General features: G+C 73.5%; 17 protein-coding genes. 11 read left to right on the forward strand and 6 right to left on the reverse strand.

The features are described 5' to 3' along the window. A partial coding sequence (locus tag ABZT12_RS38430; RefSeq protein WP_356394256.1) for a helicase C-terminal domain-containing protein occupies positions 1-1,075 on the forward strand: 1,075 nt, incomplete at its 5' end. Positions 1,076-1,233: 158 nt separating this feature from the next. Beyond that, positions 1,234-2,877, forward strand: coding sequence for a DNA repair helicase XPB (locus ABZT12_RS38435; RefSeq protein ID WP_356394258.1), 1,644 nt, complete (start codon positions 1,234-1,236; stop codon positions 2,875-2,877). Here ABZT12_RS38435 and ABZT12_RS38440 read toward each other — a convergent pair. After that, complete coding sequence (locus ABZT12_RS38440) at positions 2,835-4,082, reverse strand: glycosyltransferase 87 family protein (RefSeq protein WP_356394260.1); 1,248 nt, start codon at positions 4,080-4,082, stop codon at positions 2,835-2,837. The two genes, ABZT12_RS38435 and ABZT12_RS38440, sit on opposite strands and share 43 nt — an antisense overlap. 16 nt (positions 4,083-4,098) lie before the next feature. Then, positions 4,099-4,278 (reverse strand): hypothetical protein, encoded by a 180-nt coding sequence (locus ABZT12_RS38445; RefSeq protein WP_356394263.1) that lies wholly within the window; start codon positions 4,276-4,278, stop codon positions 4,099-4,101. 326 nt (positions 4,279-4,604) lie between these two features. Here ABZT12_RS38445 and ABZT12_RS38450 point away from each other — a divergent pair, with 326 nt between their 5' ends. Then, a complete protein-coding gene (locus tag ABZT12_RS38450) occupies positions 4,605-6,644 on the forward strand; it encodes a UvrD-helicase domain-containing protein (RefSeq protein ID WP_356394265.1) in 2,040 nt (679 codons plus the stop codon). Between the two features lie 131 nt (positions 6,645-6,775). Here the strand turns inward: ABZT12_RS38450 and ABZT12_RS38455 are convergent, their stop codons facing one another. Next, positions 6,776-7,468 carry a copper homeostasis protein CutC gene (locus tag ABZT12_RS38455; protein ID WP_356394268.1) on the reverse strand — a complete coding sequence of 231 codons (693 nt, stop codon included), beginning with the start codon at positions 7,466-7,468 and terminating at the stop codon, positions 6,776-6,778. Between the two features lie 215 nt (positions 7,469-7,683). Here ABZT12_RS38455 and ABZT12_RS38460 point away from each other — a divergent pair, with 215 nt between their 5' ends. Both ABZT12_RS38460 and ABZT12_RS38465 read left to right on the forward strand, forming a co-directional pair. Then, positions 7,684-8,325 carry a hypothetical protein gene (locus ABZT12_RS38460; protein WP_356394271.1) on the forward strand — a complete coding sequence of 214 codons (642 nt, stop codon included), beginning with the start codon at positions 7,684-7,686 and terminating at the stop codon, positions 8,323-8,325. Between the two features lie 26 nt (positions 8,326-8,351). Next, a complete protein-coding gene (locus ABZT12_RS38465; protein ID WP_356394274.1) occupies positions 8,352-9,455 on the forward strand; it encodes a GNAT family N-acetyltransferase in 1,104 nt (367 codons plus the stop codon). Positions 9,456-9,468: 13 nt separating this feature from the next. On the opposite strand, the gene ABZT12_RS38470 is transcribed toward ABZT12_RS38465, so the two are convergent. Both ABZT12_RS38470 and ABZT12_RS38475 read right to left on the reverse strand, forming a co-directional pair. After that, positions 9,469-9,738: a DUF4031 domain-containing protein gene (locus tag ABZT12_RS38470; protein ID WP_356394277.1), complete on the reverse strand. Its 270-nt coding sequence runs from the start codon at positions 9,736-9,738 to the stop codon at positions 9,469-9,471. Beyond that, on the reverse strand, positions 9,735-10,142 hold the full coding sequence (locus ABZT12_RS38475; RefSeq protein ID WP_356394280.1) for a hypothetical protein: 408 nt from the start codon (positions 10,140-10,142) through the stop codon (positions 9,735-9,737). The genes ABZT12_RS38470 and ABZT12_RS38475 overlap by 4 nt, the downstream gene beginning before the upstream one ends. A gap of 93 nt (positions 10,143-10,235) precedes the next feature. Here ABZT12_RS38475 and ABZT12_RS38480 point away from each other — a divergent pair, with 93 nt between their 5' ends. From ABZT12_RS38480 to ABZT12_RS38490, 3 genes are all read left to right on the forward strand, one after another. Then, complete coding sequence (locus tag ABZT12_RS38480; protein ID WP_356394301.1) at positions 10,236-11,108, forward strand: MurR/RpiR family transcriptional regulator; 873 nt, start codon at positions 10,236-10,238, stop codon at positions 11,106-11,108. 93 nt (positions 11,109-11,201) lie between these two features. Further along, positions 11,202-12,137: an N-acetylmuramic acid 6-phosphate etherase gene (murQ, locus tag ABZT12_RS38485; RefSeq protein ID WP_356394283.1), complete on the forward strand. Its 936-nt coding sequence runs from the start codon at positions 11,202-11,204 to the stop codon at positions 12,135-12,137. A gap of 16 nt (positions 12,138-12,153) precedes the next feature. Continuing rightward, positions 12,154-13,572, forward strand: a complete 1,419-nt coding sequence (locus ABZT12_RS38490) for a PTS transporter subunit EIIC (protein ID WP_356394286.1) — start codon at positions 12,154-12,156, stop codon at positions 13,570-13,572. Between the two features lie 66 nt (positions 13,573-13,638). Here the strand turns inward: ABZT12_RS38490 and ABZT12_RS38495 are convergent, their stop codons facing one another. Continuing rightward, the gene (locus ABZT12_RS38495; RefSeq protein ID WP_356394289.1) at positions 13,639-14,031 is read right to left on the reverse strand and encodes a hypothetical protein; all 393 of its coding nucleotides are present in this window, start codon (positions 14,029-14,031) and stop codon (positions 13,639-13,641) included. A 111-nt stretch (positions 14,032-14,142) separates the two neighbouring features. Between ABZT12_RS38495 and ABZT12_RS38500 the strand changes: the two genes are divergently transcribed. The 3 genes from ABZT12_RS38500 to ABZT12_RS38510 are packed head-to-tail and all read left to right on the forward strand — an operon-like array spanning position 14,143 to position 15,839. Continuing rightward, positions 14,143-14,982: a helix-turn-helix transcriptional regulator gene (locus tag ABZT12_RS38500; RefSeq protein WP_356394292.1), complete on the forward strand. Its 840-nt coding sequence runs from the start codon at positions 14,143-14,145 to the stop codon at positions 14,980-14,982. Continuing rightward, a complete protein-coding gene (locus ABZT12_RS38505) occupies positions 14,966-15,253 on the forward strand; it encodes a DUF397 domain-containing protein (protein ID WP_356394295.1) in 288 nt (95 codons plus the stop codon). The genes ABZT12_RS38500 and ABZT12_RS38505 overlap by 17 nt, the downstream gene beginning before the upstream one ends. Before the next feature lie 19 nt (positions 15,254-15,272). Next, entirely contained in the window at positions 15,273-15,839 is a 567-nt protein-coding gene (locus ABZT12_RS38510; protein WP_356394298.1) for a hypothetical protein, read from the forward strand. Positions 15,840-15,992: the final 153 nt, after the last annotated feature.

Consider the following 15,992-nt stretch of genomic DNA (forward strand, 5'->3'; position numbering starts at 1 on the left):
CGGCTTCATCCGGGAGTTCCGGGACCACGGAATCCTGCGGCGTGTGAGCGACGGAAGACCGACCGGCCGCGCGGGCGCCGGACTGTACGGGGACGCCGCGGAGCAGTCCGCCGCCACCGCCGTCGCGGCCCGACTGCTCGCGCCGCTGCTCCCCGAGCCGCTGGACCACGTACTGCTCCAGGCGGACCTGACGGCGGTGGCACCCGGCCCGCTGCAACGCCCGCTCGCCGACGTCCTCGACGTGCTCGCGGACGTGGAGTCGAAGGGCGGGGCGACGGTCTACCGCTTCACGCCGGGTTCGGTGCGCCGGGCCCTGGACGCGGGCCGCTCCGCCTCGGACCTGCACGACTTCCTCACCGCCCACTCCCGTACGCCGGTCCCCCAGCCCCTCGCCTACCTGATCGACGACGTGGCCCGGCGCCACGGTCGGCTGCGGATCGGCGCGGCCTCGGCGTACGTGCGGTGCGACGACGACGCGATGCTCAGCGAGATCCTCGCCGACAAGCGCTCGGCGGGCCTGCGGCTGCGGCGGCTCGCCCCGACGGTACTGGCGTCCCAGGCCGACCCGGCGACACTTCTGGACGGTCTGCGCGCGATGGGCTTCGCGCCGGCCGCCGAGTCCGCCGAGGGCGACGTCCTGATCACCCGGGCCCACGCCCGCCGCACCCCACCGCGCACGGCGCCCGAGCCGGTACCGGACGGCCCGCCGACCCCGGACGCCACCCTCCTCACGGCGGCGGTCCGCGCGATCAGAGCGGGCGACCTGGCCTCCACCGCCCCCCGCAGACCGACGGCGACCCCGCCCGCCGGCGGCCTGCTCCCACGCACCAGCCCCGCCGAGACCCTCGCCACCGTGCAGGCCGCCGTCCTCACCGGCGACACCCTCTGGATCGGCTACGTCAACGCCGAGGGCGCCGCCAGCCAGCGCGTCATCGCCCCCGTCCGCGTCGAGGGCGGCTTCGTCACCGCCTACGACCACACGGCGGACGAGGTCCGCACCTACCCCCTGCACCGGGTCACGGGGGTGGCGGAACTCGCGGAGGGTGACCCCACGGCCACCGGTCCCACGCCGTGATCGTCCGCCGTTGAGGCACACTGGACGTTTGGCCGCACGAGTCACGACGTCCCGTGTCGCTACGTCACGAGTCACGCATCACGAGTCGCCGCTCACGATGCGCGGGTCGCGTCCCGCGTCGGCCAGGCCGTGCCGAGTTCTGCAGAAAGGCGCCGCGCGTGAATGGCCCCCTGATCGTCCAGTCCGACAAGACCCTGCTCCTCGAAGTCGATCACGAGCGGGCCGACGAGTGCCGTCGGGTCATCGCGCCGTTCGCCGAGCTGGAGCGGGCGCCGGAGCACATCCACACCTATCGGGTGACACCGCTGGGGCTGTGGAACGCGCGGGCCGCCGGCCACGACGCCGAACAGGTCGTGGACGCGCTGGTGGAGTTCAGCCGGTACCCGGTGCCGCACGCGCTGCTGGTCGACATCGCGGAGACCATGGACCGCTACGGCCGCCTGACGCTCTCCAAGCATCCCGCGCACGGGCTCGTGCTGACCACCACCGACCGGCCCGTGCTGGAGGAGATCCTGCGCTCCAAGCGGGTCGCGCCGCTGGTCGGCAACCGGATCGACGCGGACACCGTCGCCGTGCACCCCTCCGAGCGCGGGCAGATCAAGCAGACGCTGCTGAAGCTGGGCTGGCCGGCCGAGGACCTCGCCGGGTACGTGGACGGCGAGGCGCACGCGATCGAGCTGGACGAGGACGGCTGGGCGCTGCGGCCGTACCAGAAGCAGGCCGTGGAGAACTTCTGGCACGGCGGCAGCGGTGTCGTCGTGCTGCCCTGCGGGGCAGGGAAGACGCTGGTCGGGGCCGGTGCCATGGCGCAGGCCAAGTCGACCACGCTGATCCTCGTCACCAACACCGTCTCCGCCCGGCAGTGGAAGCACGAGCTGATCAAGCGGACCTCGCTCACCGAGGAGGAGATCGGCGAGTACAGCGGGACCCGGAAGGAGATCCGGCCCGTCACCATCGCCACCTACCAGGTGCTGACGACCAAGCGGAAGGGCGTCTATCCGCACCTTGAGCTCTTCGACTCCCGCGACTGGGGGCTGATCCTCTACGACGAGGTGCACCTGCTGCCCGCGCCCGTCTTCAAGTTCACCGCCGACCTCCAGGCCCGGCGGCGGCTGGGGCTCACCGCGACGCTCGTGCGCGAGGACGGCCGGGAGTCGGACGTCTTCTCGCTGATCGGGCCGAAGCGGTTCGACGCGCCGTGGAAGGAGATCGAGGCGCAGGGCTACATCGCGCCCGCCGACTGCGTCGAGGTCCGCGTCAACCTCACCGACTCCGAGCGGCTCGCCTACGCCACCGCCGAGGCGGAGGAGAAGTACCGCTTCTGTGCCACCACCGCGACCAAGCGGAAGGTGACGGAGGCGATCGTGCGCCGGTTCGCCGGGCAGCAGATCCTCGTCATCGGGCAGTACATCGACCAGCTCGACGAACTCGGCGAGCATCTCGACGCCCCGGTGATCAAGGGCGAGACCTCCAACGCCCAGCGCGAGAAGCTGTTCGGCGCCTTCCGCGAGGGCGAGATCAGCGTCCTCGTCGTCTCGAAGGTCGCCAACTTCTCCATCGACCTGCCGGAGGCGACCGTCGCCATCCAGGTCTCCGGCACCTTCGGCTCCCGCCAGGAGGAGGCACAGCGCCTCGGCCGCGTCCTGCGTCCGAAGGCCGACGGCCACCAGGCGCACTTCTACTCGGTCGTCGCCCGCGACACGATCGACCAGGACTTCGCCGCCCACCGTCAGCGCTTCCTCGCCGAACAGGGCTACGCCTACCGCATCCTGGACGCCGACGACCTCCTCGCGGAGAACTGAGCCGGTTCGCGGGCCGGCCCGGCGGGTGAGTCTCCGGCCGCTCCGGCGGACGGCCCGGCGTGTACGTCCCCGGTCGCTCCGGCACCCCGCTCCCGGCGGCCGGCCGACACCAGTACCGCCAACCCCACGAGGGGATACGGCGCCGCCAACGGCTGCTGCCACCACGGCAGTCGGAGGTCGAGGCCGCCCTGGTGCGGGAGCAGCCACATCGTGCGGGCGGCGAACAGCGCCGTGGTGAGGAGCGCCGCGGGGAGGCGGCCGTCCGCCAGGAGTACGGCGATCAGCGGGACGCACCACACCCAGTGGTGGGACCAGCTGACCGGTGAGACGAGCAGCGCGGTGACCGCCGTGAGGAGAACGCCCCAGCGGTCGTCGGGCGTGCGGGCCGCCAGCCGGAGGCCGATCACCGCGACCCCGGCGGCGGGCAGCGCCCAGCAGAGCCCCGGCGCCGGGTCGCGCAGGGCGCGGGCGATCAGGCCCTGGAGCGACTGGTTGTCGACGATCCACACCTTGCCGACGCGGTCGGTCTCGTAGAGGCGGCGGGTCCAGTAGTCGACGCTCGCGGCGGGCAGCGCGAGCGCGCCGAGCAGTACGGTCGCCGCGAACGCGGTCGCGGCGGTGAGCGCCTCGCGGAATCTGCGCCGCAGCAGCAGGTGGACGACGAAGACGGCCGGGGTGAGTTTGACGCCGGTCGCGAGGCCGATGGCGACTCCCTTGCCGCGGGCGCCGGGCGGGCGGGTGAGGTCCCACAGCAGCAGGCAGACGACGGCCAGGTTGACCTGGCCGAAAAGGAGCGTCTGGGAGACGGGTTCGAGCCACAGGGCGACGGCGGTGGCCGCGAGGAGGGCGGGGAGGGGGGCGGGGCGGCCGGCCAGCCGGGCGGAGAGGTGGACCAGGCAGCCGAGCAGCAGCACGTTGCCGGTGAGGAAGACCGCTTTGAGGACCGGGACGGGAAGCCCGCTCGCCGGGACGAACAGCAGGGCCGCGAAGGGCGGGTAGGTCGCGGGCAGCCGCCACTTGGTGACGGTGAGGCCGTAGAGATCGCCGCCGTGGAGTACGGCGGCGCCCTCCGCGCGGTAGACCAGGGCGTCGGCCATCGGGACGGGCCGGCACCAGCACAGGGCCGCGAAGGCCAGGAGGGAGACGGCTAGGAGGGAAACGGCCGCGAGGAGAAGGGGAGTTGCGCTGCGTGAACGTACGGTCACGCAGTGACCCTAGAGGTCACCTGCGGCGGACGCCCGCCTCCTCGCCGTACTCCCCGAGGACGGCGACGCGGAACGCGGCGCCCGCGAAGACCTTGATCGCGCGCAGGGCTTCGCCGAGACGGTGGTGGTGGCTGCCGGTGACCGGTGTGGCGCCGGCCGGCCGGGCGGGGGCCGGGTGGAGGGTGGCTGCGCTCATGTCTCCATGGTGCGTCTTGGGACATAAGGTCGGCATCGGTCCGAAGGGCTGACCCGCGGCACCCCGCCTACGTCTCCGGACGGACCCGTTCCCCTCCTGGGTGGAGGGGGTGTCCCCTAGGGGACGTGCGGCGCACGGCCCCGGGATGCCCGCGCACGGAAACCCATTGGCCCTCGTCCGGCCCCCTGACCTAGAATCTCCGCTCTTGCCCGCCTCCCCGCAGGGAGTGCGGCCGCCCGGACGGAAACCGGCCGGCACCTGGATCCGCCGCACCCCCGCACGCGCCGCCGCGCGCATCGCTCACGCAGGTCTTCCGGAGGCACCCCTTGTCCACGCCCGCCGAGGATCCCCTCGCCCGCGAACGTTCCCACCTCTCCTCCTCGCGCGCTGCGCTGCGCGCCATGCGCGAGGACGCCGAGTCCCTCGACATCAAGGACGTCACCGCGAACTGGGTCAACGCCGCGGTCCTGGCCCGGCAGATCGACGAGCGCATCAAGTCGCTGGCCGACCTCAGCCACACCCCGCTCTTCTTCGGCCGCCTCAGCTACCTGCACGCCCCCGGCGCGGACATGGCGGAGGGCGCGGCGGGCGAGCGGTTCTACATCGGGCGCCGGCATGTGCACGACGGCGACGGTGATCCGATGGTCATCGACTGGCGCGCGCCGGTCTCGCAGCCGTTCTACCGGGCCTCGAAGAAGGACCCGATGGACATCTCACTGCGCCGGCGCTTCGGTTACACCGGCGGCGACCTCACGGCGTACGAGGACGAGCACCTGCTGGACCCGGCGGAGGCGGCCGTCACCAGCAAGCTGCTCCAGCAGGAGATCGAGCGCCCGCGCGTGGGGCCGATGCGGGACATCGTGGCCACCATCCAGCCCGAGCAGGACGAGATCGTACGGTCCGGTCTCGGCGGCACCGTCTGTGTGCAGGGCGGCCCCGGCACCGGGAAGACCGCCGTCGGTCTGCACCGGGTCGCCTATCTGCTCTACGCGCACCGGGAGCGGCTGGCCCGCACCGGCACCCTCGTCATCGGGCCGAACCGGTCCTTCCTCCAGTACATCGAGCAAGTGCTGCCCGCCCTGGGTGAGTTGACGGTCAGCCAGGGGACCGTGGACGATCTGGTCGCGCATGTCGAGGTGAGCGGCACCGACGAGGCGGCGGCGGCCGTCGTCAAGGGCGACGCGCGGATGGCCCAGGTGCTCAGGAACGCCCTCTACTCGCACGTGACCATGCCGACCGAGCCCGTCATGGTGGTGCGCGGCTCCCGCCGATGGCGGGTACCGGCGTACGAACTCGAAGCGATCGTGCGGGAGTTGCTCGACCGCTCCATCCGGTACGGCGCCGCCCGGGAGGCCCTGCCGCAGCGGATCGCGCATGCCGTGCTGGTGCAGATGGAACGGTCGGGCGAGGCGCCGGACGACCGGGTGCAGGACGCCGTGGCCCGCGACAGGGCGGTGAAGGCGGCCGTCAAGGCGGTGTGGCCGCCGGTCGAACCGGCCCGGCTCGTCCTGCGGCTGCTGACCGACGCGGACTTCCTCGCCGCGCACGCGGAGGGCATCCTCGACGAGGACGAGCGGAAGACGATCCTGTGGGCGAAGCCCGTACGGAGCGTGAAGGCGGCGCAGTGGTCGGCGGCGGACGCCGTGCTGATCGACGAGGTGACGGACCTCGTCCAGCGGACGCACTCGCTCGGACATGTCGTGATCGACGAGGCGCAGGATCTCTCCCCCATGCAGTACCGGGCCGTGGGCCGCCGCTGCACCACCGGTTCCGCGACCGTCCTCGGCGACCTGGCGCAGGGCACCACGCCCTGGGCGACGCGGAGTTGGGACGAGGCGCTGGCACACCTGGGCAAACCGGACGGGGTGATCGAGGAGTTGACGGCCGGATTCCGCGTGCCGACCGATGTGATCACCTACGCCTCCCGGCTGCTCCCGCACATCGCGCCGGGTCTGACGCCGGTCGCGTCGGTCCGGGAGAACCCGGGCTTCTTCGACCTGCGCACGGTCGACGGCCCCGACGAAGTGGTCGCTGCCTGCGCGGAGTTGCTGCGCAACGAGGGCTCGACCGGGCTGATCGCGGCCGACGCCCGGATTCCCGGGCTGGCGCGCGCGCTGACCGCCGCGGGCATCGGCCACCTCGACCCCGGCCGGGAGACGACGGCCGACACCCGGCTGACGCTGGTGCCCGCCTCGCTCGCGAAGGGCCTGGAGTACGACTACGTGGTCCTCGACGAACCGCGGGCCGTGGTCGACGGCGAACCGGACGAACGCACGGGCCTGCGCCGCCTGTACGTGGCCCTCACCCGCGCGGTGTCGGGCCTGATCGTCACCCACACGGCCGCACTGCCGCACCAACTGGCCTGACCGCGAACCGAGTTCACCGGGCAGAGCCGTTTCGGTCGAACCCTGCGGTCCGGCCCGAGCCCACCGGGCAGAGCCGTCCCGTTCGGCCCCGTCGGCGCGGCCGTCCAGCCGGCCGCCGGCCGCCGCCCGGTTCAGGTTCCGTCGAGCGCCGACCGCCACCGCGCGACCGCCGCCGCCGACACCGGGTGCCGCCAACCGCCGGGGCGCGCGGCGCCGCCGATGTGGAAGGCGTCGACACCGGCGGCGAGCAGGGTGGGCACGTGGTCGAGGCGCAGTCCGCCGCCGACCAGGACGCGCTGCTCGTAGCCGGGCTCACCGCGCCGTCCCGCCTCGCGGAGCAGCGTGGGCAGGCCGTCGTCGACGCCGTCGGGCGAGCCGGCGGTGAGGTACGTGTCGAGGCCGGGCAGGTCGGCGAGTTGTTTGCGCAGGGCGTCGCGGTCGGCGGCCCGGTCGAGGGCGCGGTGGAACGTCCAGGCGCAGCCGTCGAGTTCGGCGACGACGCCCTCCACCGCGTCCAGGTCGAGGCCGCCGTCGGGGTCGAGGAAGCCGAGCACGAACTGGTCGGCGCCCGCGGAACGCAGCTCGGAGGCGACCCGGACCAGCCGGGAGACCTCCCCGGCGGCGAACCCGTCCGCGAGCCGCAGCATCACGCGCAGGTCGATGTCGACGGCGGCACGGATCGCGGCGAACGCCTCGACCGGCGGGGTCAGCCCGTCGGCCGCCATGTCGGTGACCACTTCCAGGCGGTCCGCGCCTCCGGCCTGGGCGGCGACCGCGTCCTCGGCGCCGAGGGCGATCACCTCCAGGACTGCACGCGTACTCATAGGACCCCTTCCCTTGGCTTTCCGATGCGGCGACTACAGGTCTAGTCCAATCTCAGAGTACGCCGGGACGCCGCGGGCCGCGAGAAGATCGCCGGTCGTCGACACTGTCGCCGGTGGCCGGTGTCAGCCGAGGATGTCCGGCTCCTCCGGCCGCACCCGCCGGCTCGTACCCGGTCGCCGTCGGCGGGGCCCGGGGAAGGGGGAAGAATGCGGGCATGGCCGATCCCGACGCCCTCCGTGCCCGCTGGACCCGCGCCCTCGACGGGGTCCGGCCGCCCGGTGGCCCGGACGCCCTGCCGTACGCCGACAACCTGCTCGCCCGCTGGCAGGAGCCGCGGCGGCGCTACCACACGCTCGCCCACCTCACGGCGGTCCTCGACCACGTCGACGTGCTGGCCGGGCACGCCGCCGCCCCGGACGTCGTACGGCTCGCGGCCTGGTTCCACGACGCGGTCCACCTCCCCGACCGCTCCGAGAACGAGGAGCGGTCGGCGCGGCTGGCCGAGCGCGCGCTGCCGGAGGCCGGGGTGCCGGACGGGACGACCGCCGAGGTGGCCCGGCTGGTCCGGCTCACCGTCAGCCACGACCCGGCCGACGACGACCGCGACGGGCAGGTGCTGTGCGACGCCGACCTCGCGGTCCTGGCCGCGCCCCCGTCCGCGTACGCCGCCTACACGGCCGCCGTCCGCGCGGAGTACGACTTCGTCCCCGACGACGCCTTCCGCGCCGGCCGTTCGGCGATCCTGCGCCAACTCCTGGAGCTGCCAAGGCTGTTCAGGACGCCGTACGGGACCGCGGAGTGGGAGGCGAGCGCGCGGCACAACCTCCGGGGCGAACTGGAAACGCTGTCGAACTAGCCACCCGAGGTGCCTAGCCTGTCCGTATGCGAGACATCGGTGGGGAACAGGTGGAGGCGGCCGTCGCGGGGTGTGCCGCGCTGCTCCGGTCGGCGGCCGACCGGAGCTGGGAGGGGCCCAAGGCGGGGCGGCTGGAGTGGAGTTGCCGTACGACGGCGTTCCACATCGCCGAGGACCTGATCGCCTACGCCGGGCAGCTCGCCGGACGCGCCCAGGACGCCTACGTCCCCTTCGGGCTCACCCTCGACGAGGGCACCGGCAACGCGGAGATCATCCAGGTGGTGGAGACGGCCGGCGCCCTGTTCGCCGCCGCCCTGCGCACCACCCCGCGCGAGGTCCGCGCCTTCCACCCGTACCCCTTCCGCAGCGCGAACCGTACGGGCTTCGCCGCGATGGGCGTCGCCGAGGCGGTGCTGCACACGCACGACATCGCCGAGGGGCTCGGACTTCCCTACCAACCGGCGCCGGAGACCTGTCAGTTCGTCCTCACCGTGATCTTCCCGCACGTCCGGCCCGGTCCCGACCCCTGGCGCACCCTGCTGTGGGCCACCGGCCGCGGTGAGCTGCCCGGCCGCGCCCCGGTCACCGAGTGGCGCTGGAGCAACAACCTCGTACTGCCCGCCGAGCGGCTCACCCTCCAGGGCGTCACCCCGGCCGCCGCCGCCGAGCTGCGCGCGGGCGGCGACGGCGGCTTCGAGTGGATCGGCGACGGCCCGTTCCCGGGCACCCGGGACGCGGCCGGGATGCTCCTCAAGGCGTACGAGGCGGGCGTGCACCGCCCGGAGTGGGGGATGTTCGTCCTGGTCCGGCGGGCCGACGGACGCGCGATCGGCGGCATGGGCTTCCACGGGGCGCCGGACCAGGAGGGGCGCGCCGAGGTCGGCTACGACCTCGTGGCGGACGCGCGCGGCCACGGCTACGCGAGCGAGGCGCTGACCGCCCTCTCCGACTGGGCGCTGGCCCGCGACGACGTCCGCACCCTCGTCGCCGCGATCGAGCCCGGCAACCTCGCCTCGCGGGCCGTGGCGGTCCGGGCGGGCTACGTGCGCGCCGCCCTCGACCAGGCACGGCCGGCCGGCGAACCCCCACACCGGGACGACGTACTCCAGTTGTACGTCCGCACCCGGTGACCGCCGCCGCCCGTCAGGCCCGGGCGCGCCCCTTGGGTCTGCGCAGACCGGCCGCGTGCAGCAGCCGCACCACCTCGCGGCTGCCGACCCGGACCGCCCCGGCCGCCACCACCTCCGCGTACCGGTGCGAGGGAATGTCGTAGTGGTCCCGCTCGAAGGCGCGCCTGGGCACCCCCAACTCCGCGGCGAAGGCGTGCAGTTCGTCGAAGGAGACATCGCTCACCAGGTGCGACCACATGCGGCCGTGGCCGGGCCAGTCCGGCGGGTCGACGTAGACGGTCACGACGAGCGGGTCCCGCCGGTCGCGGAGGCGAGCGCGCCGACGGGCGCGACCTTCACGCCCGCCTGGTGGCACACCCAGTGCGGGTCGGCGCCCAGCTCCGGCTCGACCTCCAGGGCGTGCGGGTCGCCGGAGGCGCAGACCGGACAGAGCGGCCACCGCCCGTACGCCTTCAGCAGCGCGTCCTGTACGTCCTGGGCGACCAGCCCGGCGACGTACGCCGCGCCCTCGGGCCACTGCCGCACCCACCAGCGCCGCTGCACGACGGAGTCCTCGACCATGGACACCACGTCGGGCTCGGCGACCTCGCCCGCGGCCAGGTCGGCGAGGACGAGGGCACGCGCCGCGTGCAACGCCAGCTCCAGGGGGTCGACGGGATCGCCGTTCGGGTCGTCCAGGGGGTCCATCCACCCATTGTGCGCACTCTTGACCGGAGACGGAACCGAAAATATCTTTCACGCGTGCCCCACGACGTGAAGGAAATTTTCGGCAGCGGCGGCATGCCCCCCGCGCCCGCCGCCCTCGCGGCCAAGGTACGGACCCTGGGCCCCTCCATGACCCGCTCGATGCAGCGGGTCGCCGAGGCCGTCGCCGGCGACCCGGCCGGCTGCGCCGCGCTCACCGTCACCGGCCTCGCCGAGCTCACCGGCACCAGCGAGGCCACGGTGGTGCGCACCGCCCGCCTGCTCGGCTACCCCGGCTACCGCGACCTGCGGCTCGCCCTCGCCGGCCTCGCCGCCCAGCAGCAGTCCGGCCGGGCGCCCGCGCTGACCACCGACATCGCGGTCGACGACCCCATCGCCGACGTGGTCGCCAAGCTCGCCTACGACGAACAGCAGACCCTCGCCGACACGGCCGCCGGGCTCGACACCGCGCAGCTCGGCGCGGCCGTCACCGCGCTCGCCGGGGCCCGCCGTACCGACGTGTACGGGGTCGGCGCGTCCGGGCTGGTCGCCCAGGACCTCACCCAGAAGCTGCTGCGCATCGGGCTGATAGCGCACGCGCACGGCGACCCGCACCTCGCCGTCACCAACGCCGTACAGCTGAGGGCCGGGGACGTGGCGATCGCGATCACCCACTCCGGGTCCACCGGTGACGTCATCGAGCCCCTGCGGGTGGCCTTCGAGCACGGGGCGACGACGGTCGCGATCACCGGCCGGCCCGACGGCCCGGTGACCCAGTACGCCGACCACATCCTGACCACCTCCACCGCCCGCGAGAGCGAGCTGCGGCCGGCCGCGATGTCCTCCCGGACAAGCCAACTCCTCGTCGTGGACTGCCTGTTCATAGGCGTGGCGCAGCGCACCTACGACGCGGCGGCGCCCGCCCTGTCGGCCTCCTACGAGGCGCTGGCGCACCGCCACCGCCGTTAGTGCCGTTAGTGCCGTGAACCGGGACCAGCGCCGTGACCGGCCGCGCCCGTACCACCCCGTACCGCACCGCACACGCGAAAGAGCCGCACCTCGATGACCTCGACGTCCCGCCCCCGTGATCTCCGCGCCGAGCTGGAGACCCTCACCACCGAAGCGTTCCGCCCGGAGCTGGCCGAGATCGACCGGCTCCCCACCCTCGACCTCGCGCGGCTCATGAACGGCGAGGACACCACCGTGCCGGCGGCGGTGGCGCGCCGGCTGCCGGAGATCTCCGCCGCGATCGACGCCGTGGCGGAGCGGATGGAGCGGGGCGGCCGGCTGATCTACGCCGGCGCGGGCACCGCAGGGCGGCTCGGCGTCCTTGACGCCTCCGAGTGCCCGCCCACCTTCAACACCGACCCCGCTCAGGTCACCGGCCTGATCGCGGGCGGTCCCGCGGCCCTGGTCACCTCGGTCGAGGGCGCCGAGGACTCCCGCGAACTCGCCCAAGCCGACCTGGACGCGCTGGCGCTGACCGCCGACGACTCGGTGGTCGGCGTCTCCGCCTCCGGCCGCACCCCGTACGCGATCGGCGCCGTCGAGCACGCCCGCCGCCGGGGCGCCCTCACCATCGGCCTGTCCTGCAACGGGCACAGCGCGCTCGCCGCCGCCGCCGAGCACGGCATCGAGGTCGTCGTCGGACCCGAACTCCTCACCGGATCAACCCGGTTGAAGGCGGGCACGGCCCAGAAGCTGGTCCTCAACATGTTGTCGACGATCACCATGATCCGGCTGGGCAAGACGTACGGGAATCTGATGGTCGACGTCCGCGCCTCGAACGACAAGCTGCGCGCCCGCACCCGCCGGATCGTCGCGCTCGCCACCGGCGCGGACGACACGGAGGTCGAGCGGGCCCTCGCCGCCACCGGCGGCGAGGCGAAGAACGCGATCCTGGCCGTCCTCGCCGGGGTCGACGGCCCGACGGCCGCCCGCCTTCTGGAGGAGTCCGGGGGCCGGCTGCGCGCGGCGCTGACGGCGGCGGCCGGCTGACCAGCACGCTCGGGGGGTGCACCTCTCCGACGCCTCCTCCGGCTCCCCCGCCTCGTCCCGCGCCACGGCCGCCGCCATCCTCCCCCTGGTCGGCGGCCCCGCGAACGTCACCTCCGTCGCCCACTGCATGACGCGTCTCCGGCTGGGCCTGGCCGACCGCGCCCTGGTGGACGAGGTGGCGCTGCGGGCCCTGCCCGCGGTGCTCGGGACGGTGGCCGACGACACGTCATACCAGATCGTGCTGGGGCCGGGGGCGGCGGCGCGGGTGACCCCCGAGTTCGAACAGCTGGTGAGCGGCTCCGCCGCCGAACTCGCGCTCCGGGGGGCCGAGTTGAAGGAGGCACGGGAGCAACGGGCGGCGACTCCGGGCAAGGTGCTGCTGCGCCGGGTGGCGAACGTCTTCGTGCCCCTCATCCCCGCCCTGGTCGGCTGCGGGATGCTCGCCGGCCTCAACGGGCTGCTGCTGAACCTGGGTTGGCTACCGGGCGTGACACCGGCCCTCACCGCGATCGCCTCCGCCTTCATGGCGCTGATCGCGGTCTTCGTCGGCCACAACACGGCGAAGGAGTTCGGCGGCACACCGGTGCTCGGCGCGGCGGTGGCCGCCGTGGTGGTCTACCCGGGGGTCGCGAAGGTGACGGCCTTCGGGACCCCGCTCTCCCCCGGCCAGGGCGGGGTGCTCGGCGCGCTGGCCGCCGCGCTGCTCGGGACGTACGTGGAGAAGTGGTGCCGCGGCCGGGTCCCCGCCACCGTCGACGTGCTGCTCACCCCCGCTCTCACGGTGCTGGTCCCGGGCCTGGCGACGCTGTACGGCCTGATGTACGCGGCCGGCCAGGTCTCCGCGGCGATCGGCACGGCGGCGACCTGGCTGCTGTCGACCACGGGCGCGTTCGCGGGCCTGATCCTCGGCGGCCTCTTCCTGCCGCTCGTCATGCTCGGGCTGCACCAGGCCCTGATCCCCCTGCACGCCACCCTCATCGAACAGCAGGGCTACACCGTCCTGCTGCCCCTCCTCGCCATGGCGGGCGCGGGCCAGGTCGGCGCGGCGGCGGCGGTCTACGTCCGGCTGCGCCACGACACCTCACTGCGTACGACCATCAAATCGGCGTTGCCCGCTGGGCTGTTGGGGGTGGGCGAGCCGCTGATCTACGGCGTCTCGCTGCCGTTGGGCCGGCCCTTCCTCACCGCGTGCGCGGGCGGCGCGGCGGGCGGGGCCTTCGTCGGGTTCTTCGCGATGCTCGGCGACCGGGTGGGCGCCACGGCGATCGGACCGTCGGGCTGGGCCCTGTTCCCGCTGCTGGCGGGGAACAGGGCCCTCTCCCTGACGGCGGCGATCTACGCGGGCGGTCTGCTGACCGGGTACCTCGTCGGCTTCCTGGCGACGTACGCCTTCGGTCTCAGCGGGATCGCCCCCCGGGGCGAGCAGGGCCGGTGACCCGGAAGGCTCACCGGCTCGCGACACCCGGCACGGCACCTCGCCGCCGCCCGCCGGGCCGCCTCGTCAGGGCAACCGGGTCTCCTGGTTGCGCTGCCGCACCTGCGCCCGCAACACCTCCTCCCGCGCCGCGGGCCCGGTCGACTCCGCCGGACAGTCCCACTCCCGGCCACCGCCCACGGGCCGCAGCTGCACGGTGCCGCCGACATGCCCCCGCACCTCCCCGACCAGCCCGTCCCGTACGTCCACGGCATACGCCCCGACCGGCGGCCGTTCCCCGCGCAGCACGGACGCGAGCTTCCGGGCCGTACGGACGTTGCAGCGCCCCAGCGTCACCAGGGCGAACGGCTCGTCGTCCGCGCCGGTCACCGGGTCCACACCCAGGGACGGCAGGACGACACCCACCTCCGTGAGCGCCGCCCGCAACTCGATGACGATCTCCTCGGTCGACGGTGACATTCGCTTACCTCCACGCAGAGTTGCCTATTCTCCACACAGCGTGGCGGGCGGGTGTCTAACCTGGCCAGAGGGGTTGCCCCAACAACGTCGGCTGTCGGAGTGGGAGTTGCCGTGGCAGGACCGAAGGATCTCGACCCGTCGTCGTCCCCCCGCGCCCTCCTCGGCGCCGAGCTCCGCCACGCCCGCGAGAAAGCGGGCCTCAGCCAGGAGGAGCTGGGCCAACGGCTTTTCGTGAGCGGCTCGTTCATCGGCCAACTGGAGGCGGGGACGCGGCGGATGCTGCCGGAGTACGCGCGGCTGCTCGACACCGAGTTGGGGACGGAGGACTTCTTCACGCGGAACTGCGGCGCCGCGGCCAAGTCGCGGTACCCGGAACATTTCGCGGAGGCGGCGGAGGCCGAGGCGGACGCCACGGCGATCAGGCAGTACGCGCCGCTCCTGATTCCCGGACTTCTCCAGACCCCGGCTTACGCACGGGCCGTCAACCGCGCATACGACCCGACGGCGCCCGAAGAGACGATCGACGAGTGGGTGGACGGGCGGATGGCGCGGGCTCGGCTACTGGGGCACCCAACACGACCTTTGTTGTGGGTCGTGCTGGACGAGGCGGTACTGCGCCGCGAGACCGGTGGCCGAGCGGTGATGGCGGCAGCCCTGCGCCACGTCGTGGGCGTGATGCGTCAAGGCCGGGTCATCGCACAGGTATTGCCGTTCAGCGCGGGAGCCCACAAGGCGATGGAGGGCTCGATGAGGGTGATGGAATTCAAGGACGCCCCTCCGCTGGTCTACTTCGAAGGGCCCGGCACCGGACGCCTGGAAGACGACCCCGCAACGGTCACCCAGCTGAAGTTCACCTTCGAACTCCTCGCGGCCTCCGCACTCTCGCCACAGAACTCCCTGGCCCTGATCGAGACGTTGGCGCAGGATTACGCCCATGAGGAACTTCCCTGACTACGACCTGAGCATGGCCACGTGGCACAAGTCCAGCTACAGCGGCGGGGGCGGCAACGAGTGCCTGGAAATGGCCCGCTGGCGCAAGTCGACGTACAGCGGCGGCGGCGGTAACGACTGCCTCGAAGTGGCCGACGGCAACCCCGCCGTCATCCCTGTCCGGGACTCCAAGAACCCCGGAGGACCCTCGCTGGCGTTCCGCGCGGAGGCGTGGGCGGGGTTCGTCGCGGGGGTGCGGAGCGGGGCATGGGAGAGTGGTCGTAGCAGTTGACACGATCGGAATGCCACCCGTGAACCACGCCCAGCTCACCGCCCTCGGCCGTGCTCTCCGTCTCCTCGGCGAGCACGGCGACGCCCTGACCGGCACCACCTCCGACGCGAAACTGCACGAGGTCAAATCCGACCTGCGGCGCGCCCTCGACCTGCTGGACGAGAGCGTCACCGGCGCCGTCCCGACCACCCGCTGCCCGGAGCACCCGAACGGGCCGGTCGACGAGAGCGCGCCCGATCTCTGCCTGCTCTGCGAGACCCGGCGCCGCGCGGCCCGCCGTTCGGAGTTCAACGGACCCGCGCGGACCCGCCCGGCCGACACCACCCCGTCCCGCTACGGCGTGCGCGACGACCGCCCCCAGGCGGGCCAGCGCTGGCTGCCCGAACTGTGGAACGGCCAGGTCTGGCAGCTGTGCGGCACCCCGCGCCGGGACCGCCACGAGGCTGAGCTGTACCTCGCCTCACTGCGCCGCGGCTCCCGCCCGGCCATGGCGTACCGCCTGATCCACGAGTTCACCGACTACGAGGTGCTGCGCGTCTGGGGTACCCCCGTGCACGTCGACATCGAGCCCCTGGGCAACCTCTAGGAGGCCGTACCGGATCGCCGTACCGGACGTCGTACCGGAAGAACGCCGAGGGCCCGCCGACCGTGTGCGCACGCGACGCGACCGGCATCGAGACGCTCCTGCTCCGCCTCACCGAGGAGTACGGCCCCCGCCGGATCTACGTCACCGAGAACG

The sequence above is a fragment of the Streptomyces sp. NPDC005423 genome, from assembly GCF_040606415.1.
In the GTDB taxonomy this organism is placed as follows: Bacteria; Actinomycetota; Actinomycetes; order Streptomycetales; family Streptomycetaceae; genus Streptomyces.

What these genes read in the sequence shown, in the direction of transcription:
- ABZT12_RS38445 (WP_356394263.1), bottom strand. Translation starts at nt 4,278, where the DNA reads ATGAGCGCAGCCACCCTCCACCCGGCCCCCGCCCGGCCGGCCGGCGCC.
- ABZT12_RS38455 (WP_356394268.1), bottom strand. Translation starts at nt 7,468, where the DNA reads ATGAGTACGCGTGCAGTCCTGGAGGTGATCGCCCTCGGCGCCGAGGAC.
- ABZT12_RS38460 (WP_356394271.1), top strand. Translation starts at nt 7,684, where the DNA reads ATGGCCGATCCCGACGCCCTCCGTGCCCGCTGGACCCGCGCCCTCGAC.
- ABZT12_RS38465 (WP_356394274.1), top strand. Translation starts at nt 8,352, where the DNA reads ATGCGAGACATCGGTGGGGAACAGGTGGAGGCGGCCGTCGCGGGGTGT.
- ABZT12_RS38475 (WP_356394280.1), bottom strand. Translation starts at nt 10,142, where the DNA reads ATGGACCCCCTGGACGACCCGAACGGCGATCCCGTCGACCCCCTGGAG.
- ABZT12_RS38480 (WP_356394301.1), top strand. Translation starts at nt 10,236, where the DNA reads ATGCCCCCCGCGCCCGCCGCCCTCGCGGCCAAGGTACGGACCCTGGGC.
- murQ (WP_356394283.1), top strand. Translation starts at nt 11,202, where the DNA reads ATGACCTCGACGTCCCGCCCCCGTGATCTCCGCGCCGAGCTGGAGACC.
- ABZT12_RS38495 (WP_356394289.1), bottom strand. Translation starts at nt 14,031, where the DNA reads ATGTCACCGTCGACCGAGGAGATCGTCATCGAGTTGCGGGCGGCGCTC.
- ABZT12_RS38505 (WP_356394295.1), top strand. Translation starts at nt 14,966, where the DNA reads ATGAGGAACTTCCCTGACTACGACCTGAGCATGGCCACGTGGCACAAG.